This is a genomic window from Bacillus sp. WC2507 (assembly GCF_052656125.1).
This window is the reverse complement of sequence record NZ_JBQXPN010000001.1, coordinates 5,010,313-5,031,949: the sequence shown is the minus strand read 5'-3', so window position 1 is coordinate 5,031,949 and position 21,637 is coordinate 5,010,313. Positions and strand designations below refer to the sequence as shown.

The following is a 21,637-nucleotide window of genomic DNA, read 5'->3' as shown; positions in this document are numbered from 1 at the left end:
ACGCGAGGAGGGAGAACGATGGCTGAAGCATTAGTGAAAAAGAAATTGATGTTAGAAGGTCTAGATTGTGCGAACTGCGCAATGAAAATTGAAAAAGGTGTTGGAAATATAGAAGGAGTAAATTCTTGCTCTGTAAATTTTGCGACAAAAACAATGGTTTTAGAAACAGAACAAAATAAAGCAAGCGAAGTTGTTACAGAAGCAAAACAACTCGTTACAAAATTAGAACCGCACATTAAAGTGCAAGAAGAAAAAAACACAAAAGTAGCAAAAGAAGTGTTTATATTAGAAGGTTTAGATTGCGCAAATTGTGCAATGAAGATTGAAAATAAAGTTAAGGGAATGCCGACTGTTTCAGCGGCAACTGTTGATTTCGTATCAAAGAAATTACGAGTAGAAGTTGCGAATAAAAGAGAATTAGAAGCGACTGTAGCAGATATAACAAATGTTGTTCAAAAGTTAGAGCCAGATGTGAAAGTTGTTCGTGAAGAAAAGGGTGGCCATGACCATGGACATAGTCACGACCATGGGGAAGCAAATGTGAAAAAGATGATAGGACGATTAGTGGTCGGCGGAATTTTGACAGCAATCGCTGCATTAGCTGGCTTACCACAAATGATAACAATTCCGTTATTCGTCCTTGCGTATGTATTAATAGGTGGAGATATCGTTTGGAGAGCGGTAAGAAACATAACTCGCGGCCAAGTGTTCGATGAGAACTTCTTAATGGCAATTGCAACTGTAGGAGCTTTCGCAATTCAACAATATTCAGAAGCTGTTGCGGTAATGTTATTTTATCAAGTAGGGGAACTATTCCAAAGTATTGCGGTAAATCGCTCCCGAAAATCAATTACTTCATTAATGGATATTCGTCCTGATTACGCGAATGTAAAGGTTGGAAATGAAACGAAACAAGTAGCACCAGAAGATGTACAAATCGGCGATTATATTATCGTGAAGCCTGGTGAGAAAGTACCGTTAGATGGAAAAGTAGTTGAAGGAACATCAATGGTAGATACTTCAGCATTGACTGGTGAATCTGTACCACGTGAAGTTGAAGTTGGAAATGATGTATTAAGTGGTTTTGTAAATCAAAATGGTGTATTAACAATTGAAGTTACAAAAGAGTTTGGTGAATCTACTGTATCAAAAATTTTAGATTTAGTTCAAAATGCAAGTAGCAAAAAAGCGCCAACAGAAAACTTTATTACGAAATTTGCGCGTTACTATACTCCTGTTGTAGTTATTACAGCGGCGATTATGGCGTTTGTTCCACCACTTATTTTAGAAGGAGCTACATTCTCAGAATGGATTTATAGAGCTTTAGTATTCTTAGTAATCTCTTGTCCATGTGCGCTAGTTGTATCCATTCCTCTCGGATTCTTTGGTGGTATCGGTGGTGCATCTAAAAGTGGTGTATTAGTAAAAGGAAGTAACTATTTAGAAGCTTTAAATGATGTGAAATATATCGTTTTTGATAAAACAGGAACACTAACAAAAGGTGTCTTCAAAGTTACAAAAATGGAATCAAGCGAAGGTATTACGAATGAAGAGCTGTTAGAGTATGCAGCATTTGCTGAAGTGTATTCTAACCATCCAATTGCACAATCTATTCGAAATGCATATGGAAAATCAATTGATGAAAAAGTAATCGATGACTATAACGAAATTTCTGGTCACGGTACAGTCGTAAAAGTACAAGGAAAAGAAATTTTTGCAGGTAATGCTAAATTAATGAGAAAAGAAAACATTACATTTAAGCAACCAGAAACAGTAGGTACATTAGTTCACGTTGCTGTAGATGGGAAATATGCAGGTTATATTGTTATCTCTGATGAGGTAAAAGAAGATTCAAAACAAGCAATTCAAAAATTAAAAGAACTAGGTATTAAGAAGACAGTGATGTTAACTGGTGATGCAAAATCAGTTGGTGAAGCTGTTGGTAAACAGTTAGGTTTAGATGAAGTTCACGCAGAACTATTACCGCAACAAAAAGTAGAAGAGATTGAAAAAATTGATGCGGCGAAGAACGGAAAAGAAAAAGTTGCCTTCGTTGGTGACGGTATTAACGATACACCAGTATTAGCGCGTGCAGACGTTGGTATTGCGATGGGTGGCTTAGGATCAGATGCAGCAATTGAAGCGGCTGATATCGTTATTATGACTGATGAGCCTTCAAAAATTGCAACAGCCTTAAACATTGCAAAACGCACACGACGCATTGTATGGCAAAATATCATCTTTGCATTAGGGGTAAAAGGATTAGTTTTATTACTTGGTGCCTTTGGTATTGCAACAATGTGGGAAGCTGTCTTCTCAGATGTTGGTGTGACACTACTTGCAGTGTTAAATGCAATGCGTGTACTACGAGTGAAAGATTTATAAAAAAGAGGACGCAATTGCGTCCTCTTTTTTAGGTTATTTTGTTGAAATTGACTCAATAAAATAATAACAAATATTATTTTACGAATGAATAACTTAATATTAAAATTTACAAATAAAAAACATTTGCCTTACTATTTTAATATATTTTTCACAAAGATACATATAGTATTGAAAAAACAGAGAAGGAGAAGCTTCTCTGTTTTATCCCGCTTTAATGGGCAGTAAGACCCCCTCTCCAAATTCAGCGAAAGCAAAGAAGTTAGGTGGGGGATCAACTGCCCATAAAAGTCCGATTGGTTCAACTAATAATCAGTGGGGATGAAGAAAACCCCCACTGATTAAAGTTTCACTTTATTTTTGTATATTTTTTTCAACTTGTTCTCGAACAGTTTGAATGTAATTCATTTTATGATCCCAACATTCTTGACTTAAATCGACAGGGTACTCTTCGGGATTTAAAGTTCTCATATATTCTTCCCAAAATAGTGCGAGACTTTGTTCATTATATTTTTGGATATCTAATATGCTTGGTAGCTCGTATGTTCTTTCACCGTTAACAAAAATATCTTTATGCAGTTCACGAGCTTCAAAGTTTGTTACGAATTTACTTATATAAGTGTGAACGGGATGGAACATTTTTAATCGTTCTTCTTTTCCTGGTTCTTCAGAATCTAATGCAATATAATCGCCTTCTGCATGATCGTTAACGCGATTGATAATACGATAAATTCGTTTAAGTCCTGGAGTGGTAATTTTCTCAGGGTTAGATGAAATTTTAATCGTATCATTTAACTTCCCATCAGTATCTTCAATCGCTACTAGTTTATAGACAGCACCTAAAGCTGGCTGCTCAAATGATGTAATCAATTTTGTTCCAACGCCCCATACATCAATTTTTGCGCCTTGAGATTTCAAGTGCATAATTGTGTATTCATCTAAATCGCTAGAAGCAATAATTTTTGTATTTGTAAACCCAGCTTCATCTAATAGTTTTCTGGCCTTTTTAGATAAATAAGCCATATCACCACTATCGAGGCGAATGCCATAAAAATCGATACGATCTCCAAATTCTTTTGCAACACGAATTGCATTTGGAACACCAGATTTTAATGTGTCATATGTATCAACGAGAAAGACACATTTTTTATGAGTTTCAGCGTATTTCTTAAACGCGACATATTCATCACGATATGCTTGAACAAAAGAGTGAGCATGAGTGCCAGCTACAGGAATGCCAAAGCGCTTGCCAGCACGAACGTTACTCGTAGACGAAAACCCACCAATAAAGGCAGCGCGTGTGCCCCAAAGAGCTGCATCGAACTCATGGGCACGTCTTGTACCAAACTCTAAAAGTTCATCATTATTTGCAGCGTGCTTCATACGAGCTGCTTTTGTTGCGATTAATGTTTGGTAATTCACAATGTTTAACAGGGCAGTTTCAATAATTTGTGCTTCGCCGAGCGGTGCATCAACACGTAATAAAGGTTCGTTATTAAATACAACTTCACCTTCTTGCATACTACGAATCGTCCCAGTGAATTTCATATTTTGTAAATAATGAAGGAATTCTTCTTCAAATTGTAACTCTGCTAAATAAGCGATATCGCTTTCGGTAAAGCTGAAGTTTTCTATGTACTCTACAATTTTTTCAAGACCAGCAAACACAGCGTAACCGTTCTCAAATGGAAGTTTTCGAAAGTATAAATCAAACACCGAGCGGCGATTATGAATACCATCTTTCCAATATGTATAAGCCATATTAATTTGATATAAATCTGTATGTAAGGCATAGCTATCGTCTTTATAATAAGTCATCGCGAAAACACCTCCATAATTTGGTTATAGTATACCAATTTTTCACCGCCCGTAGCAAAGAATGGATATGAAAGTGGAGTCAAGAGAGAAAAAAATGAAATATTGCATATTTTTTAGAAAATTTACATTTATCAATTTATATTTCTCTAGATTTTATGTATTATTAGAGTAATGGGGGTAATGAGAATGGAGGAGGACAATGCAACAAACATTAGAAAAAATAGGCAAACAAGTCTTTTACAAACGGCTACAGCAAAAAATGACACAAGAAGAATTATGTCAGGGCATTTGTTCTGTCTCATACTTAAGTAAAATCGAAAATGGAAAGATCGAAGCATCAGAAGAAATTCTACAATTGCTCTGCACAAGGTTAGAAATTGCCGTGACGGATTTGAGGGATGTAGAAGAAGATGTGAAGGGGAAGTTGGATGAATGGTTGAATGCACTCGTTCATTTGGACAAGCAACAAGTAGAACGCATATATGAAGAATTACAAGGTGAAATGAAGCATGTTTTGGATTTTGAAATTATAAATTATTATAAGTTACTTTATACGCGGTATTTAATTATGAAAAGGGATTTTTCTGCTGTCGAAGAAGAGTTAGAGAGTTTAAAGAAGATGTACAAAAAGTATTCACCATTTCAGAAATTATTATATACGTATAGCAAAGGGTTATATTATTTTTTACAACATAGATATAAGAGAGCATTGGAGTATTTGGCTCGAACAGAAGTAATGGCAAAGGAACAAGGGTATCATGAGAATGGAATATATTTCAATTTAGCTCTTGTTTATAATGAATTGGAAGTTGAACATATGACTTTACATTTTGCTAATGTAGCAATGGAAGGATTTAAGAATGAATATAAGTTCCGTTATGTGATAAATTGCCAGTTACTTATTGCGTTGAGTTATATACAAAAAAAACAATATAATGAAGCGCTATCTATTTATAATAATATTTTGAGGGAAGCAAATTCTTTTGCCGATAAAGAAAGCATAACAGCTATTGCTTTAAATAATCTAGGCTTCTTGTACTATAACTTAAAAGATTACGCAAAAGCTAAAGATTATTATTTGCAATGCTTAAAGTACAAGAAGGAAGAGGATTTAAATTATATTGATGCAGTGTATGAGATCGCTTTACAGTGTATTGAATTAAAAGAATTTGAAGAAGCGAAAGATTGGATTGGTAAAGGGATAGATATCGCGAAGAGGGATGAAAAGTATAAAAGTATGCTATATATACTTTTAATGCTTAAGCATAAATACTTTGAAACTAAAGATGTTTATAAAAAGTTTTTAGAAGTTGAGGCAATCCCATTTTTTAGAGGCGAAGAGAATAAAAAGGAATTAAAAATGGTGTATTTAGAACTAGCAGGATATCACGAAGAATTATTAGAGTTTAGGGAAAGTAATAATTATTATAAATTGGCAATTAATTTATTAGAAGAAAAGGGAGGAAAATAGTATGAAGAAGAAAATAATTATTGGTGCTTTGGCTTTGGTAGCTGTATTAGTGGTATTGGAACCGCAATATGCTTGGACATCGGATATCTATGGTCAAGGAGAAAAAGTAGTTGAAGTGGTAAATTCTTAATAAAAACCCCTTTCCAATCGGAAAGGGGTTTTTCAATATTTGTTCCTCAAAATTCTACAAAACTTGAGAAATTAATTATTTGAATTTTTAGTATATTAATAGTGAAAACATAATGCTAATATGAAACTACTCTTTTTCAAAAAATAATTTATTAGGGGGAAGGTTCATGAAAAAGAAAAGTTTAGCGTTAGTGTTAGCAACAGGAATGGCAGTTACAACGTTTGGAGGGACAGGCTCTGCGTTTGCGGATTCTAAAAATGTGCTCTCTACGAAGAAGTACAATGAAACGGTGCAATCACCTGAGTTTATTTCTGGTGATTTAACTGGAGCGACTGGTAAGAAAGCAGAATCTGTTGTGTTTGATTACTTAAACGCGGCAAAAGGTGATTACAAACTAGGGGAAAAGAGTGCGCAAGATTCTTTCAAAGTGAAACAAGTGAAAAAAGATGCTGTAACTGATGCAACAGTAGTACGTATGCAACAAGTATATGAAGGAGTACCTGTATGGGGATCTACTCAAGTAGCTCACGTAAGTAAAGATGGTTCTTTAAAAGTATTGTCTGGAACAGTTGCACCTGATTTAGACAAAAAAGAAAAGTTGAAAAATAAAAATAAGATTGAAGGCGCAAAAGCAATTGAAATCGCGCAGCAAGATTTAGGTGTTACACCTAAATATGAGGTAGAACCAAAAGCGGACTTATATGTATATCAAAACGGTGAAGAAACAACATATGCATACGTTGTAAATCTGAACTTCTTAGAGCCAAGTCCAGGAAACTACTACTATTTCATTGAAGCAGACAGCGGTAAAGTATTAAATAAATATAATAAACTTGATCATGTAGCAAATGAGGATAAGTCGCCAGTTAAGCAAGATGCTCCTAAACAGGAAGCAAAGGCGGTTGTAAAACCTGTAACAGGAACAAATAAAGTAGGAACTGGTAAAGGTGTGTTAGGAGATACGAAATCACTTAATACAACGTTGTCTGGATCATCTTACTATTTACAAGATAATACGCGCGGAGCAACGATTTTCACATATGATGCGAAAAACCGCTCAACATTACCAGGAACATTATGGGCAGATGCAGATAATGTTTTCAATGCAGCGTATGATGCAGCGGCAGTAGATGCTCATTATTATGCAGGTAGAACATATGATTATTATAAAGCTACATTTAATAGAAACTCTATTAATGATGCAGGAGCTCCGTTAAAATCGACAGTTCATTACGGAAGTAAGTATAATAATGCGTTCTGGAATGGCTCACAAATGGTATACGGAGATGGTGATGGTGTAACATTTACTTCATTATCTGGTGGAATTGATGTAATTGGTCACGAATTAACGCATGCTGTTACGGAAAATAGCTCGGATCTAATTTATCAAAATGAATCAGGAGCGCTAAATGAAGCAATTTCTGATATCTTTGGTACTTTAGTAGAATTCTATGATAACCGTAACCCAGATTGGGAGATTGGTGAAGATATTTACACACCTGGTAAAGCAGGAGATGCGCTTCGTTCTATGAGTGATCCAGCGAAGTATGGTGACCCAGACCATTATTCTAAGCGTTACACTGGTTCAAGTGATAACGGTGGAGTTCATACAAACAGTGGTATTATTAACAAACAAGCTTATTTATTAGCAAATGGCGGTACGCATTCTGGTGTAACTGTAACTGGTATCGGTAAAGATAAGCTAGGTGCAATTTATTACCGTGCAAACACACAATATTTCACGCAATCTACTACATTTAGCCAAGCTCGTGCTGGTGCAGTACAAGCTGCAGCTGATTTATATGGTGCGAATTCTGCTGAAGTAGCAGCAGTTAAGCAATCATTTAGTGCTGTTGGTATAAATTAAGGATTTAAGAGATAGCTATTAATAAAATACCTCAAAAATAAAGAAGGAGCATAGGCTCCTTCTTTATTTTTTTCTCCATTTTTTCCACAAATAATACAATCCGATACAACCTGCGATTGTTACAATCCACTTTGCTTCATTTGTACCGTTTATAACATGGTATGCAGAATATACTTCAATCAATAAGGACGGTATTTTACCTATTGTACTGGCAATACTGAAGGATAGTAATGACATTTTGCCTAGAGCCGCAAATAAAGTCACAATACTGGACGGAATGAATGGAATAAAGCGAAAAGATAGGACGAGTAGAAAGGCCTCTCTACCTTCTACGTAAAGAAGACGTTCTACCTTAGGATGCTTATTTACTTGATCGTGAGTGAACTTTTGAAGGCCTATACGATAAATATAAAACGAGATAATAGCCCCTAAGGCCTCACCTACAATCGAAATGATTGTGCCGTTTACTACGCCAAAGAGCTGTATGTTAATGGCGGTCAAAAAAATACTAGGGATAAAACCTAAAAGACTGATGATGATGTTGATTAAGATACTAAGTGGAATTGCGATTGAATAATAGTCTGTTAAGAAGTTTTGAATTGTTTCAGCCATTGTTTAAAATCCTTTATCTTTTTTTGCATTACACCATATTTCCATTGTGTAGGCAAGTGCAAATTTACATAATGTAGGAAAACGTTGACGGGACACCATCTACATACCTTATAAGGGTATTAGGTATGTAAAAGTAGGGGTATATTTTACATGTTTTAAAAACACTAAATAAACCTTGTATTTAAAGGTTTATTTAGTGTTTTTACGGGGTATTCAACTCGGGAAATAATCACAAAAACATAGGGGTATATTTATGGGGAGGTCGAAAATAGTGGTTTGATGAAACTAGGGTGGTAATATGGCAAAATAGATGAGGAATTTAAAAAATGTGTATGTTTTTTCTGTGTGAAATTGACTTTTAGTGAAGTTACGATAATAATCATGAAAGAGGTGATATGATGAAACGAATAAGCAGTCTTTTCTTGGCTAGTTTATTGGCATTAATGCTGATCTTAAGTGGATGTGCAGGAAAAGAACAAAAAACAGAGAAACAAACAGGGAATCAATCGACATCGGTAGAAAAAATTAGTGATAATATTTTAGATGAAATGGAAGGACCACCTAAAAATGGTCACACGATTGAAAGACATGTGGGCAAATCAGAAGAGGATTTAAAGAATCGTTTGAAGACAGATAAAGTATCAGCGGCAAGTACATACTATGATAAGGGAACAGCGACGAAAGCTGTAAAAGATAGTTTGAAGCAACATGATAAGGAAATTCAAGATTGGTTAAAAAATTCTAAAGAAGCTCGTCTCGTATTAAATACAACTCATTCATTCCCGGTTGGAAAAACGGTAATAAAGAAAAATATGAATGTAAAAGACAAGCTAGTAAAAACTGTTACTGTTTTAGCGAGAGATAAGTCAGGAGATTTAGGATATAAGATCATTACTTCTTATCCATCTGATAAATAAGAAGGGGGAGTAAATATGTATACGACATTACAATATTTTCTCAAATCGTATTGTACGTTAAGTATCCATGAAGATGAAATAGTAGGCGTGATGGAAGAATTTATAGAGCAAGAAGACGAAGAGATTGTTTTGAAATTACGCGATGAATTATTATATATGAAGAAAAAGGATGCTTGGGAAGAGGCGTGCGTATTAGCTGCGAAGCAAGGAAATCGTATGTGGTCTTTAGAAGAAACGAAAGACCATCTTGCAACCTTTTTATTATTAGTGCAAAAGAAAAAGGCGTGAGTAGATCACGCCTTTTTTTGTTGGTTTGATAGTACCTCATTGCGTTGGAGCGCTTTTATATACGCTTTTTGAAATTTGTCCATTAGATACTACTTCACCGTTTTGTGTTACTTTTTTATACGTAACTGCTGTTATTTTATCATTAGTCCTACTAATTACTTGAGAAGAAACTTCAACGTTTTTACCAGTATTTGTACCGAAAATGCGTGTAGTAATACTACCTCCATTTGAAAATGCTTGAATATAAATATGATTGCCTGTATTGTTTTTAAATTTTAAATCTGGACCATAATCTGCTACTGCTGCATCTTGACCAAGTGGTAAATAATTTACAGGCATAGAATGATTACTTCGAGAAACAATTCCTAGATCTGCCCTTAAAGCGGCGCTATATAAAGTACTACTAACTTGGCAAACGCCTCCGCCAGCACTTTGTATAACTTTACCTTGTGAATATACGGCTGCGGATTTATAGCCATGTGCAGCATCCGTTACGCCAACGCGGCCATTAAAACTAAATGTTTCATCAGGTGCGACAATAACTCCACTTAAAGTATTAGCTGACTTATTTACGTTAAAGGATTGATTCCCGTTACGACCAGCCATTGGGGTCGAGTATTCAGCGATTACTTCTTTAATCCCCATTTTTTGTATATCTTCTGTAGATCGTTCAGGTTTTAATAGTGTAACTGGTAATGTAACGTCTGATGTGCCAGAAGTAATGGCCTGCTTCGTTAAATCAGTTAACTTTCCTTTATCAATTTTTTCTCCATTTTGACTTTGGCTAATATTTACTGTAGAGCCTTCAACACTTAATTCTGCATTAACGGGATTTTTTAATGTTTCATTATATTTATCTTTCATAAAGCTTTCATAAGCAGTTGTATTTAATTGAGGTGTTAATTTATAGTCACGTTTTAATTCACCGTTTTCAGCTTGCTTCCGCATTTTGTAACGATTTATTGCGTTTCCTTCTTGTTCTTTAAAGATTTTGTCGACAATATCTTTCTCTTTATAATTCATTCCTAAATCTTTCCATGTGTAAGTTTGTTTATCATTTTGGAATATGTAGGTAAGAGATTTTTGATCTAATTCAGTTATTTTTTGATTAATTATGGCTTGAATATCTGTTTTATTTTTTCCATCGAGAGAAATACCTTCAAATGTAGTATGTGGTAATGCAGTAGTATCTAATTGATTATTTAATGTGGATACATATTGATATCCACCAACACCGCCTACACAAAGTAATATGCCTCCAGCAATTGCAGAACCGATCAGTATTTTACTTAGCTTCATTTATTTCCCCCCAGGAATTTTTGTATAAATATATGTATTACATTTTTTGTATAAAAATGATGAAAATAACATTATGTACGTACTAGTATACTATTATTTTCACTATGTGTGTAATGTTTTCATAAAAAATGTTACACTGCTGTAATAATTGTCTCTTTTTGTCACAATATGTACGAGAAATATGTTGAAAATTATAATAAAAAGGCTGTCTAGAAAGATCTAGCAGCCTTTTTATTATAATTTTTTATGTTCATTTTTATTCGTAACACCGAGATGTTCTTGTAGTGTTGTCGAAATATTATTGACGCTTTTTTCGTTTGGAACGTAATAATAAATACCACCTATATATTTATCAGTACCTTCTACTTGCATTTTCTCCATTTTTAAATCTGAATCCATTGAATTTTTAGCAATGGTCATCATATCATCAAAAGTTAAGTTTGTTTTTAAGTCTTTATCGACAGCGTCTAATAGGCCACCGATTTTATTAATGGAATTAAGAGATAGTGCTTTTTCAGCAATAGCTTCTAAAACAAGCTGTTGTCGTTGACCGCGCATATAATCACTATCGATATGACGAGTTCTAGCTAGTGCTAATGCCTCTTCTCCATTTAAATGTTGACGTCCTTTTTTCAGATGAATTGCACCTGCTTCGTCTTTACTATTTTGTTCTGTGAACTCAACCGGAACGTCGACAGTAATACCACCAAGGGAATCAACTATTTTGATAAATGATTTAAAGTTGAATTTTACATAGTAATCAACTGGAACATCTAAAAAGTTCTCTACGGTATCAATCGTGCTGTCCACACCACCGAATACGTGCGCGTGTGTAATTTTATCGTATTTATCACGTGATTTAATATAGACACGTGAGTCACGTGGAATACTGACAAGCTTAACAGATTTATCGTTTTTATTAATTGTTGCAAGTAATAGCGCATCCGTACGAGTTGCTTTTCCGTAATTCTTGTCCCTAATATCACTTTCATCAACACCCATAATAAGTACGGAAATGTTGTCAGTCATAGGTTTAACGGCTTTTTCACGTTTGCTGGATTTATCTCCGCGTCCTAGTTCAGAATAGGCGTTACTTAAAACAGATTTTGCTTTACTGTATATATGGAAGGAGTAGCCTCCTGCTCCAAGTGCTATAATCAGTAATGGAATAAGAAGGAACCAAAGTAGGCGTTTTTTCTTTGGGCGCCCTTTTTTGGCTCGGGTATCTTTGTTCATATCGGATTTCATCATTTTTTCTCCTTTAAAACTATCAAAGTGTATACATCTAGAAGCGTATTCAAACACATAGAAAACATTGTACGCTAAATAAAAGCGATTGTACATGTATAAAAAATAGATGTCTTGATTATTTATCCCGTATTAACGGGCAGTAAAACTCCCACCTCAAGGTCCAGCGAATGCAAGGAAGTTAGGTGGGAGATAACTGCCCGTAAAGACCCGATTGGTTCAACTAATAATCAGAGGGGGAAATCCCCCCTCTGATTAAAGTTTCACTTTATAAGATATCTATTCGTTATTGTATACAAAAGATAGGGATAAGAAAATGATAAAATTTTACCTAATTACAACATAATGCTTACGATAATTGCAGATAAAATGCTAACGAGAGTAGCTCCATATAGTAATTTAAGACCAAACCTTGCAACAACGTTTCCTTGTTCTTCGTTTAACCCTTTTACCGCACCTGAAATAATGCCGATAGAAGAAAAATTGGCAAAAGAAACGAGGAAAACAGAAATAATACCAACTGTACGGGGAGAAAGGCTATTAGAAATTTTACTAAGGTCCATCATTGCTACAAATTCATTCGTTACAAGCTTCGTTGCCATAATGCTACCAGCTGTGACAATTTCAGAACTTGGTACACCGATAAGGAATGCAACAGGCGCGAATACGTAGCCGATTAATTGCTGGAAAGTAATGCCGAATATAATAAGGAATAGGTCATTAATGCAGCTCATTAATGCGACGAATCCGATGAGCATAGCGCCAACAACAATGGCTACACGAAAACCATCAAGAATGTATTCGCCGAGCATTTCAAAAAAGCTTTGCTTTTCGCCTTTAATTTCTAAAATATCTTCTTCATCTTTCACGTCGTAAGGGTTAATGATGAGTACGATAATAAAACCACTAAATAAATTGAGAACGAGTGCGGTTACTACATATTTAGGTTCAATCATTGTCATATAGGCACCTACGATAGACATAGATACGGTTGACATGGCAGATGCACAAAGTGTATAAAGACGGTGCTTTGGAATTTGAGCTAATTGTTTTTTTACCGTAATAAAAACTTCTGATTGGCCGACGATGGCAGATGCGATAGCGTTGTAAGATTCTAATTTCCCAAGACCATTTATTTTGCTAAGGAAGTAACCGATCCAATGAATAAAAAATGGAAGTATTTTGAAATGTTGTAGTATACCAATTAAGACGGAAATGAAGACAATTGGTAATAAGACAGTAAGGAAAAATGACATTTCACCTTTATTGGCAAGACCGCCAAATACGAAGTTTATACCATCAGCAGCATACTCGAGTAGCTTTGTAAACAGACTGGAAATGAACCGAATAAGTATGAGGCCGATTTCTGTATTTAATAATAAATAGGTTAAAATCAACTGTATAATAAGCATGATGAAAATTGGTTTAAATTTAATATGTTTCTTATTGTTGCTAGCAATATAAGCAAGGAAGAAAACAACGATAAGTCCGACGAAAAAAGTAATAAATTTCATAGTAAGCCCCCTAAAAAAGATATTCTGCTATATATGTTTTTCATTTCAAGGGAGAATATGCATCTTTGGTAAAGAAAGGAATAGAGAGAACATGAATATATGTAGAGTGCACCACGTTGCAATTATTTGTTCGAATTATGAAACATCAAAGGATTTTTATACTAGGATATTAGGTTTTAAAGTGATAAATGAAGTATACAGAGCAGAGCGAGATTCTTATAAATTAGATTTATGTGTAGGAGAAGAGTATCAAATTGAATTATTTTCATTTCCAAGTCCGCCTAAGCGTCCAAGTTTCCCAGAAGCTGCTGGACTTAGACATTTAGCATTTGCTGTTACAAATATAGAAGAAGCTGTGAAACATTTAAATCAATGTGGTGTTGAGACTGAATCGATACGTATGGATGAAATAACCGGAAAAAAATTCGTCTTTTTCCAAGACCCTGACGGCCTACCTTTAGAATTGTATGAGGTTTGAAATTGGTGAATTTTATATAGGGTTGCTTTTGCGTAAATGAAGAAACTAAAGTGAAACTTCTTTTTTAAAGGAGGTGTAACTTTAGCTAAGAAAGCTAAAGGGCATATGTGGATATTTTAAAATTACTGATGGTAGCCATCCTTATTGCATTAACAGGTTTTTTTGTAGCTGTTGAATTTGCAATTATTAAGGTGCGTAGCAGTCGTATTGATCAACTCGTTAGTGAAAAACGACGAGGAGCATTGGCAGCTAAAAAAGTAACTTCGAATTTAGATGAGTATTTATCAGCATGTCAGTTAGGTATTACAATTACTGCTTTAGGGCTTGGGTGGCTAGGAGAGCCGACCATTAAGCATTTACTTGAACCGTTGTTTTTAAAATTACATTTATCTCCTGCAATTTCCAGTACAGTTTCGTTTATTATTGCCTTTGCAGTGATTACATTTTTACATGTTGTCATTGGTGAACTTGCTCCGAAGACGTTTGCTATACAAAGAGCAGAGCAAGTTAGTTTATTGTTATCGAAGCCACTTATTTACTTTTACCGAGTAATGTATCCGTTTATTTGGGCTTTAAATGGTTCTGCAAGGCTTGTAACAGGGTTATTCGGATTACATCCCGCTTCTGAACATGAAGTAGCTCATTCGGAGGAAGAATTACGATTAATCTTATCTGAGAGTTATGAGAGCGGGGAGATTAATCAAAGGGAATTTAAATATGTAAATAATATTTTTGAATTTGATAATAGAGTCGCAAAGGAAATTATGGTACCTCGTACGGAAGTTGTAGGTTTATATGAGGACGAACCATTTGAAACACATATTAAAATAATCGCACAAGAAAAATATACGAGGTATCCTGTATTTGGTGAGGATAAAGATGAAATCATTGGGATGGTTAATGTAAAGGATTTATTTATTCGTTATATGGATGGTAATCGAGATGAGGAGTGCTCGATTACGCCATATACAAGGCCAGTTATTGAAGTGTTAGAAAATATCCCCATTCATGATTTGTTATTACAAATGCAAAGAAAACGAATCCCATTAGCAGTATTATATGATGAATATGGTGGTACAGCGGGGATTGTTACACTAGAAGATATTTTAGAAGAAATTGTTGGAGAAATCCGAGATGAATACGATGAAGATGAACACCCGCCTATAGAGCATATAAGTGAGGGGTGTAAAATCGTAGAGGGAAAAGTGCTTATTAGTGAAGTGAATGATTTATTTGGCATACACTTAATCGCTGATGATGTAGATACAATTGGTGGCTGGATTATGGTACAAAAGCAAATCGTTGCTGAAGGAGATATTATTGAAAAACACGGCTTTTCTTTTAAAGTTCTTGAAAAGGATATGCATCAAATTAAACGAGTGGAAATAAAGAAGGTAGAAGGATGATTTTCTATAAATATTTATAAAAGGTATATATAGAAAAATAAATGTTTGCGCTTTCAAAAAAGGTGCTATATAGTGAAGGTGGATACTGAAAAATTCTTCTGAATGATACTCGTATTTTTAGAGGGCGAATTTTTTAGATAAGGATTTAGAATGAAAAGTATAGGTGATGAAAATGATAGCAACGAAGGATATACGTATAGAAAAAGATTTTTTAGGTGAGAAGGAAGTACCGAGTGTAGCGTATTATGGTGTACAAACATTACGTGCTGTAGAAAACTTCCCGATTACAGGATATCGCATTCATCCGTCACTCATTACGGCAATGGCAATTGTGAAAAAAGCGGCGGCACTTGCAAATATGGATACTGGTTACTTAGCTAAAGATATTGGACATGAAATTGCAGAGGCAGCGCAAGAAATTGTTGATGGAAAATTCCATGATCAATTTATCGTGGATCCCATCCAAGGCGGTGCTGGAACTTCTATTAATATGAATACAAATGAAGTAATCGCTAATCGAGCGTTAGAACGTATGGGATATGAAAAAGGTGAGTATGCGAAAATTAGCCCAAACACGCATGTGAACATGGCTCAATCAACGAATGATGCGTTTCCAACGGGAATTCATATCGCAACTCTTATGATGTTGGAAGAACTTCTTATTACAATGGAAGAACTTCATTCTGCTTTCCGTGAAAAAGCCAAAGAGTTTGACCACGTTATTAAAATGGGGCGTACACATTTACAAGATGCTGTTCCGATTCGTCTTGGACAAGAATTTGAAGCGTATAGCCGTGTGCTTGCGCGTGATATAAAAAGAATTAAACAGTCTCGCCAACATTTATATGAAGTGAACATGGGGGCGACGGCTGTTGGTACGGGATTAAATGCAAACCCTACGTACATTGAACAAGTGGTTAAACACTTGCGAACATTTAGCGGATTTCCACTTGTTGGTGCAGAACATTTAGTTGATGCAACGCAAAACACAGATGCATACACAGAAGTATCTGCAGCATTAAAAGTATGTATGATGAATATGTCTAAAATTGCGAATGACCTTCGTATTATGGCATCTGGTCCACGTGTTGGATTGGCGGAAATTCAATTACCAGCTCGTCAACCAGGTTCATCTATTATGCCAGGTAAAGTAAATCCTGTTATGGCAGAAGTAATCAATCAAGTTGCTTTCCAAGTAATTGGTAATGATCATACAATTTGCTTAGCATCAGAAGCAGGACAATTAGAGTTAAACGTAATGGAGCCTGTACTCGTATTTAATTTAATTCAATCTATTAGTATTATGAATAACGGATTCCGTGTATTCCGTGAATATTGTATTAAAGGAATTACGGCAAATGAAGAATTGCTGAAGCAATATGTTGAGAAAAGTGTTGGAATTATTACAGCAGTTAACCCTCATATTGGTTATGAAGCAGCATCTCGTATTGCACGTGAAGCAATTGAAACAGGAAAATCTGTTAGGGAGTTATGCTTAGAACATGGTGTACTGACAGAAGAAGAATTGGATATTATTTTAGATCCATTTGAAATGACGCATCCGGAAATTGCTGGTGCTTCTTTATTAAAGAATAAGAAGATGTAATTTGAAAAAACACCGATCCATTTGGATCGGTGTTTTATTTTTAAAAGATATTAAATACAGCATTTAATTGAAGTAAGCTAATAATAGCTAAGAAGATTAAACTGTATTTCATCGCTGTTTTAAATAGGGCAGATTCTTTACCAACTAGTCCAACTGCTGCACAAGCAACTGCTACAGATTGTGGTGAAACCATTTTTGCCATTGTACCACCTACTACGTTTAATGCAACAAGAGTAGAAGGAACGATGTTTAATTGATCTGCAGTTACTGCTTGAAGCGGTGCAAATAATGAACCACTTGATACTACTGATCCTGTAATGAATACGCCAATCCATCCTAAGATTGGAGAAAGAACTGGGAATGCATTACCAGTAGAAGAGAATGCAAGTCCAAGTGTAGATGACATACCAGAGTAGTTCTCTACGTAAGCTAAAGCGATAACGCTACAGATTGTATATACTGGAGCTTTTAGTTCTTTCATTGTTTCAACTATTAATTCTTTAACCATTTTACCTTTTACGCGGTACACGATAAGTGAAACGATAATTGCTAATACGATTGCAGTAGTTGTAGATGAAAATACATCGAATTTGAAAACAGCTGCGAAAGGTGTATCTGCTTTTGTAATTGGTGTAGTTTTCATAACAGCATTATGAAGACCAGGGAACTGAATGTTAAATACTAAGTTTGCTAGTGCACCATCCGGAGCAAATAAAGCTTTAATTGGTTTTAAATTAAAGATTGTTACGAATGCAGTTAAGAATACAAATGGAGACCATGCATATAAAATTTGATTGAATGTATGAGATTCTTGTTTTTCTTGTTTTTCTTCTTTAGAAGAAGATTTTGGCTGCCAAACACGTAAGAATAATGCAAGAGAAACCATACTTACAACGGCTGCGAAAATATTAGTAAGTTCTGCACCTAAGAAGTAAGTTACAAGGAACTGAGTAATTGCGAAAGAAACACCACTTACAAGAATACCTTGCCAAGTTTCTTTAATACCTTTAATTCCATCGACCATTGAAACAAGTAAGAAAGGTAAAACAATACTAATGAATGGTAAAATAAGAACAGTTTGACGACCGATAGTTAATGCGTCTAGCTCAGTTAATTGTGCTGGTACTGTAACTGGGATACCCATAGCACCCATAGCACCACCAGCGATATTAGCTACTAAACAAATACCTGCTGCTTTTAATGGGTTAAAGCCCATACCTACAAGTAATGCAGCTGTAATAGCAACTGGAACCCCTAGCCCAGCTGCGCCTTCTAAGAAAGCACCGAAAGAATAAGCGATTAATAATACTTGTAAACGTTGATCATTTGTAATGCTTGAAATACTATCACGAATGATGTTGAATTGCTCTGTTTTAACAGTTAATTTGTAAAGGAAAATTGCTGCGATAACGATAGTACAAATTGGATAAAACCCAGATAAAACACCGAATCCGGCAGATGCTACAGCTACTGTTGCTGGCATTTTATAAACAAATATAGCAAGAATAATAGCGACAATCACACTGTAAAGCCCAGCGATATAACTTTTCATTTTCAGTCCCATTAAACAAATGATGAAGCAGAAAATTGGTAGTGCTGCGATGAGTGCAGATAACCAAATATTGTTTAATGGGTCATAAATTTGTGTCCAAGTACTCATAATAATGACAACTCCTATCTATTTTATGTGAAGAAATTCACATTATTTGTGAAACTATTCACAATCAACTTACATGCTTAGTATATTCTCCTTCAACACTATTGTCAACGTAAAAAAGTATAATTATTCCATAATAGTGTTAAAAGAAATACTTTGTTCATAAAGTAGACAAAAAGCGCACTCAAGTATATTTGAGTGCATTGTATAAATTATTTACATATTCTTTTTATTAGCTGATGCCTTGGTATCGAGTATATAGGGTGTTGGAATACTTAAGATTTGATAGGCGTGACATGCTTATCCCATTTGATCTAGTTGGAAAGGGGAATCATGTATATTTAATAAGAGGTCTCGAATAACAGTCCAAGTGATTACAATACTAATTAAAAAAACAATAAGTCAATTTTTAATATTACATTGAATCTTTTTACTGAAAATTCCTTTTAGTGTAACAAAGAGGTTAAATATGCTCCAACTATTTTACGAAAGGTTATCAATTATAGATGGTATTTTACGATATCATTACCGCACGTTTCAATGAGGTGAAAATATAACAAAAAGCTTGATAAAACAACGTTTGCAAGCAAAGTATTTGCAGTCCGTTGTTTTGCTTTTTCGTTATATCATATAGTATAATATTCAAAATCAGCAGGGATTTTTTCCTGAGTTCTTTGCTGGTTAAGATGGAAAAAAATTTCGGCTTTATAAGTTGATAAAGTTATGTCGTAACAGGAAATATAAGAACAGATATATAAATAAATAAAAAGAAAATAAAAACGAAAATGAGGGGAACTTTATGAGCCAAAATCAATTCGAATGTCGTATTTCAGAAGAAGATGTACAAATGTTAAGAGCGTTAGCGCACCCGTTGCGTCTACGTCTAGTAATGGAACTAATGAAACGTGGAACTTGTAACGTAACACAATTACAGGAAGTATTAGAAATTCCACAATCAACGGTTTCGCAACATTTAACGAAATTAAAACAAAATAAAGTAGTGCGCTTTGAAAGACGAGGATTAGAAGTGTATTATCAAATTCATAATGATAAAGTAAGCGAAGTTGTAAAAACATTATTTTCTTAAAATTTGAATATTATGGAAAAGGGCGTGTGGAATATACGTCTTTTTTTATTTGTCAGAAAGATAACAAGAGAGTAAAGATTAGCACGTAAGGAAGAAAAGGCTATCAATAAACATGCTGCTGTATGGAATATATTCTAAAGGGAAAAGAAAAGATAGAAAGGAGTGTAGTAAGTAAAAGGAGGAATAGTAGTATGGATGTAAAACGTGTGAAACAAATCTTATCTTCTTCAAGTAGAATTGACGTTACATATGAGGGCGTACCTGTATGGATTGAGAGCTGTGACGAGCAGAGTGGGGTTGCTCAAGTGTATGATGTATCTAATCCTGGAGAAAGCGTTCACGTGAGCGTGAATGCTTTAGAGGAGAAGTAATAGAAAAGACGCTTCTACTTGTAGAAGCGTCTTTTTTGTTATTCCATCATATGTGCAATTTTTTTAGAGAACATAAGAAGTACTAATCCTAGTACAATTACGATAACACCGATGCTTGCGAATACTTCTAAATATCCTAAAGATTGAGTGAAAGCAGCTAATTGTCCTGCTAAGAAGTTTGCACATCCAGTACCAGCTAACCATACACCCATTAATAAAGAAGCTAATTTAACAGGAGCGATTGCACTAACCATAGATAATCCGATTGGTGATAAGAATAATTCACCGATTGTGTGGAACATGTAAGTGAATACAATGAATAGTAAGTTTGCCTTCATTGTAATGTTACCTTCATCACTACCAGTTTTTAAAACAGCTAAAGTTAGAACTAAGTATCCAATACCTAGTAAAATCATACCTAGTGCCATTTTTGTTGGGATTTTTAAATCACCATTTTTTGTTTTTGAAAGCTTAATCCATAAAGCTGAAACAGGTAATGCTAGCAAGATAATGAATAGTGGGTTTACAGATTGGAACCAAGGTGTTGGAATTGTAAATCCACCAATTGTACGATCTACGAACTTATCTGTGTAAAGTGTTAAAGAACTACCAGCTTGTTCAAAGCCTGCCCAGAAGAATACAACGAAACAAGTTAAAATTAAAATTGCAGCTGTACGTTTTTTCTCTTGTGTTGTTAAAGGTTTTTTTTCAATTACTTTTGCAGTTTTTTCTTTAGACTTTTTACCTACAACAGTTGTACCAATTGTTCCTAAGTAACGAGGTGCTAAGAAATTAAAAGCAACCTGTCCAATGATCATACCGATACAAGCTGTTAAGAATCCATATTTGTAATCTGTGAAGTAACCGCAAATGAATGGAGCGATAAGAGCTCCTAAGTTAATTCCCATGTAGAAGATAGTGAAAGCACTATCACGACGAGAATCGTTGTCGCTATATAATTGACCTAGTAAAGTCGAAATATTTGGTTTGAAGAATCCGTTACCGATAACTAATAATCCTAATCCTAAAAATAGTCCAGTTTTCGTATTCATTGAAAATAGTACAAAGTTACCAATTGCCATGATGATACCACCAATAGTAATGGCGTGTCGCTTCGTAATGAAATGGTCAGTTAACCAGCCACCAATAATAGGTGTGAAATATACAAGCATTGTGAAAATACCGTAAATTTGTACTGCAACTGCTTTATCAAATCCTAAACCGCCGCTTACTAAGCTCGTTGTTAAATAAAGAACTAATAAGCCACGCATTCCGTAATAACTAAATCTTTCCCATGCCTCTGTAAAGAACAACAAGTATAACCCTGGTGGATGTTTTTTTGGTGATTGTTGCTCTCCAGCTTTGTCTAATTTTAAAGCTGCATCCATTTTTGTTTCCCCCTAATCCTGTATAACGGATATTTATGTAATCATTTTAATTTACAAAATATTTAGAAGTCAATAGAATTATATGGAAATAGAAAGAA

Annotated in this window: 18 protein-coding genes; 11 read left to right on the top strand and 7 right to left on the bottom strand. The window is 34.8% G+C overall.

Translation table 11 applies throughout. From position 1 onward, the window contains the following. Nucleotides 1-18 precede the first annotated feature (18 nt). Nucleotides 19-2,385, top strand: coding sequence for a heavy metal translocating P-type ATPase (locus ACUN28_RS26500; RefSeq protein WP_016089361.1), 2,367 nt, complete (start codon nt 19-21; stop codon nt 2,383-2,385). Between the two features lie 351 nt (nt 2,386-2,736). On the opposite strand, the gene ACUN28_RS26495 is transcribed toward ACUN28_RS26500, so the two are convergent. After that, nucleotides 2,737-4,200 (bottom strand): nicotinate phosphoribosyltransferase, encoded by a 1,464-nt coding sequence (locus ACUN28_RS26495; protein ID WP_016089360.1) that lies wholly within the window; start codon nt 4,198-4,200, stop codon nt 2,737-2,739. A 199-nt stretch (nt 4,201-4,399) separates the two neighbouring features. Between ACUN28_RS26495 and ACUN28_RS26490 the strand changes: the two genes are divergently transcribed. The 3 genes from ACUN28_RS26490 (at nt 4,400) to ACUN28_RS26480 (ending at nt 7,668) form a co-directional block, all read left to right on the top strand. Next, nucleotides 4,400-5,671, top strand: coding sequence for a tetratricopeptide repeat protein (locus tag ACUN28_RS26490; RefSeq protein WP_016089359.1), 1,272 nt, complete (start codon nt 4,400-4,402; stop codon nt 5,669-5,671). Between the two features lies 1 nt (nt 5,672). Further along, nucleotides 5,673-5,801 (top strand): NprX family peptide pheromone, encoded by a 129-nt coding sequence (locus ACUN28_RS26485; RefSeq protein WP_016089358.1) that lies wholly within the window; start codon nt 5,673-5,675, stop codon nt 5,799-5,801. Nucleotides 5,802-5,967: 166 nt separating this feature from the next. Then, nucleotides 5,968-7,668, top strand: a complete 1,701-nt coding sequence (locus ACUN28_RS26480) for a M4 family metallopeptidase (RefSeq protein WP_016089357.1) — start codon at nt 5,968-5,970, stop codon at nt 7,666-7,668. A gap of 63 nt (nt 7,669-7,731) precedes the next feature. On the opposite strand, the gene ACUN28_RS26475 is transcribed toward ACUN28_RS26480, so the two are convergent. After that, entirely contained in the window at nt 7,732-8,280 is a 549-nt protein-coding gene (locus ACUN28_RS26475; RefSeq protein WP_016089356.1) for a TVP38/TMEM64 family protein, read from the bottom strand. A 398-nt stretch (nt 8,281-8,678) separates the two neighbouring features. Here ACUN28_RS26475 and ACUN28_RS26470 point away from each other — a divergent pair, with 398 nt between their 5' ends. Both ACUN28_RS26470 and ACUN28_RS26465 read left to right on the top strand, forming a co-directional pair. Then, nucleotides 8,679-9,197, top strand: a complete 519-nt coding sequence (locus tag ACUN28_RS26470) for an RNase A-like domain-containing lipoprotein (protein ID WP_016137015.1) — start codon at nt 8,679-8,681, stop codon at nt 9,195-9,197. A 15-nt stretch (nt 9,198-9,212) separates the two neighbouring features. Further along, entirely contained in the window at nt 9,213-9,485 is a 273-nt protein-coding gene (locus ACUN28_RS26465) for a hypothetical protein (protein WP_016089354.1), read from the top strand. A 36-nt stretch (nt 9,486-9,521) separates the two neighbouring features. Here the strand turns inward: ACUN28_RS26465 and ACUN28_RS26460 are convergent, their stop codons facing one another. From ACUN28_RS26460 to ACUN28_RS26450, 3 genes are all read right to left on the bottom strand, one after another. Continuing rightward, nucleotides 9,522-10,784: a VanW family protein gene (locus ACUN28_RS26460; RefSeq protein ID WP_016133586.1), complete on the bottom strand. Its 1,263-nt coding sequence runs from the start codon at nt 10,782-10,784 to the stop codon at nt 9,522-9,524. Nucleotides 10,785-11,018: 234 nt separating this feature from the next. Next, a complete protein-coding gene (locus ACUN28_RS26455) occupies nt 11,019-12,035 on the bottom strand; it encodes an LCP family protein (protein ID WP_016089352.1) in 1,017 nt (338 codons plus the stop codon). Nucleotides 12,036-12,367: 332 nt separating this feature from the next. After that, nucleotides 12,368-13,546 carry a NupC/NupG family nucleoside CNT transporter gene (locus ACUN28_RS26450; RefSeq protein ID WP_016089351.1) on the bottom strand — a complete coding sequence of 393 codons (1,179 nt, stop codon included), beginning with the start codon at nt 13,544-13,546 and terminating at the stop codon, nt 12,368-12,370. Between the two features lie 91 nt (nt 13,547-13,637). On the opposite strand from ACUN28_RS26450, the gene gloA2 reads away from it, so the two are divergent. From gloA2 to aspA, 3 genes are all read left to right on the top strand, one after another. Beyond that, the gene (gene gloA2, locus ACUN28_RS26445; RefSeq protein WP_016089350.1) at nt 13,638-14,024 is read left to right on the top strand and encodes an SMU1112c/YaeR family gloxylase I-like metalloprotein; all 387 of its coding nucleotides are present in this window, start codon (nt 13,638-13,640) and stop codon (nt 14,022-14,024) included. 107 nt (nt 14,025-14,131) lie between these two features. Next, entirely contained in the window at nt 14,132-15,430 is a 1,299-nt protein-coding gene (locus ACUN28_RS26440) for a hemolysin family protein (protein ID WP_016089349.1), read from the top strand. A 172-nt stretch (nt 15,431-15,602) separates the two neighbouring features. Continuing rightward, entirely contained in the window at nt 15,603-17,036 is a 1,434-nt protein-coding gene (aspA, locus tag ACUN28_RS26435) for an aspartate ammonia-lyase (RefSeq protein ID WP_016137016.1), read from the top strand. Nucleotides 17,037-17,076: 40 nt separating this feature from the next. On the opposite strand, the gene ACUN28_RS26430 is transcribed toward aspA, so the two are convergent. Beyond that, nucleotides 17,077-18,696, bottom strand: coding sequence for an L-lactate permease (locus ACUN28_RS26430; RefSeq protein ID WP_016089347.1), 1,620 nt, complete (start codon nt 18,694-18,696; stop codon nt 17,077-17,079). 796 nt (nt 18,697-19,492) lie between these two features. Here ACUN28_RS26430 and ACUN28_RS26425 point away from each other — a divergent pair. Continuing rightward, a complete protein-coding gene (locus ACUN28_RS26425; RefSeq protein ID WP_016089346.1) occupies nt 19,493-19,780 on the top strand; it encodes an ArsR/SmtB family transcription factor in 288 nt (95 codons plus the stop codon). A gap of 191 nt (nt 19,781-19,971) precedes the next feature. Then, nucleotides 19,972-20,151: an acid-soluble spore protein H gene (locus ACUN28_RS26420; protein WP_016089345.1), complete on the top strand. Its 180-nt coding sequence runs from the start codon at nt 19,972-19,974 to the stop codon at nt 20,149-20,151. 38 nt (nt 20,152-20,189) lie between these two features. Here the strand turns inward: ACUN28_RS26420 and ACUN28_RS26415 are convergent, their stop codons facing one another. Continuing rightward, entirely contained in the window at nt 20,190-21,539 is a 1,350-nt protein-coding gene (locus tag ACUN28_RS26415; protein ID WP_000338305.1) for a peptide MFS transporter, read from the bottom strand. Nucleotides 21,540-21,637: the final 98 nt, after the last annotated feature.

Excerpts from the sequence above, each read along its gene's own strand:
- ACUN28_RS26500 (WP_016089361.1), top strand. The coding sequence starts at position 19 with ATGGCTGAAGCATTAGTGAAAAAGAAATTGATGTTAGAAGGTCTAGAT.
- gloA2 (WP_016089350.1), top strand. The coding sequence starts at position 13,638 with ATGAATATATGTAGAGTGCACCACGTTGCAATTATTTGTTCGAATTAT.
- ACUN28_RS26485 (WP_016089358.1), top strand. The coding sequence starts at position 5,673 with ATGAAGAAGAAAATAATTATTGGTGCTTTGGCTTTGGTAGCTGTATTA.
- ACUN28_RS26425 (WP_016089346.1), top strand. The coding sequence starts at position 19,493 with ATGAGCCAAAATCAATTCGAATGTCGTATTTCAGAAGAAGATGTACAA.
- aspA (WP_016137016.1), top strand. The coding sequence starts at position 15,603 with ATGATAGCAACGAAGGATATACGTATAGAAAAAGATTTTTTAGGTGAG.
- ACUN28_RS26420 (WP_016089345.1), top strand. The coding sequence starts at position 19,972 with ATGGATGTAAAACGTGTGAAACAAATCTTATCTTCTTCAAGTAGAATT.
- ACUN28_RS26455 (WP_016089352.1), bottom strand. The coding sequence starts at position 12,035 with ATGATGAAATCCGATATGAACAAAGATACCCGAGCCAAAAAAGGGCGC.
- ACUN28_RS26480 (WP_016089357.1), top strand. The coding sequence starts at position 5,968 with ATGAAAAAGAAAAGTTTAGCGTTAGTGTTAGCAACAGGAATGGCAGTT.
- ACUN28_RS26465 (WP_016089354.1), top strand. The coding sequence starts at position 9,213 with ATGTATACGACATTACAATATTTTCTCAAATCGTATTGTACGTTAAGT.
- ACUN28_RS26430 (WP_016089347.1), bottom strand. The coding sequence starts at position 18,696 with ATGAGTACTTGGACACAAATTTATGACCCATTAAACAATATTTGGTTA.
- ACUN28_RS26450 (WP_016089351.1), bottom strand. The coding sequence starts at position 13,546 with ATGAAATTTATTACTTTTTTCGTCGGACTTATCGTTGTTTTCTTCCTT.
- ACUN28_RS26495 (WP_016089360.1), bottom strand. The coding sequence starts at position 4,200 with ATGACTTATTATAAAGACGATAGCTATGCCTTACATACAGATTTATAT.
- ACUN28_RS26415 (WP_000338305.1), bottom strand. The coding sequence starts at position 21,539 with ATGGATGCAGCTTTAAAATTAGACAAAGCTGGAGAGCAACAATCACCA.
- ACUN28_RS26470 (WP_016137015.1), top strand. The coding sequence starts at position 8,679 with ATGAAACGAATAAGCAGTCTTTTCTTGGCTAGTTTATTGGCATTAATG.
- ACUN28_RS26475 (WP_016089356.1), bottom strand. The coding sequence starts at position 8,280 with ATGGCTGAAACAATTCAAAACTTCTTAACAGACTATTATTCAATCGCA.
- ACUN28_RS26460 (WP_016133586.1), bottom strand. The coding sequence starts at position 10,784 with ATGAAGCTAAGTAAAATACTGATCGGTTCTGCAATTGCTGGAGGCATA.
- ACUN28_RS26490 (WP_016089359.1), top strand. The coding sequence starts at position 4,400 with ATGCAACAAACATTAGAAAAAATAGGCAAACAAGTCTTTTACAAACGG.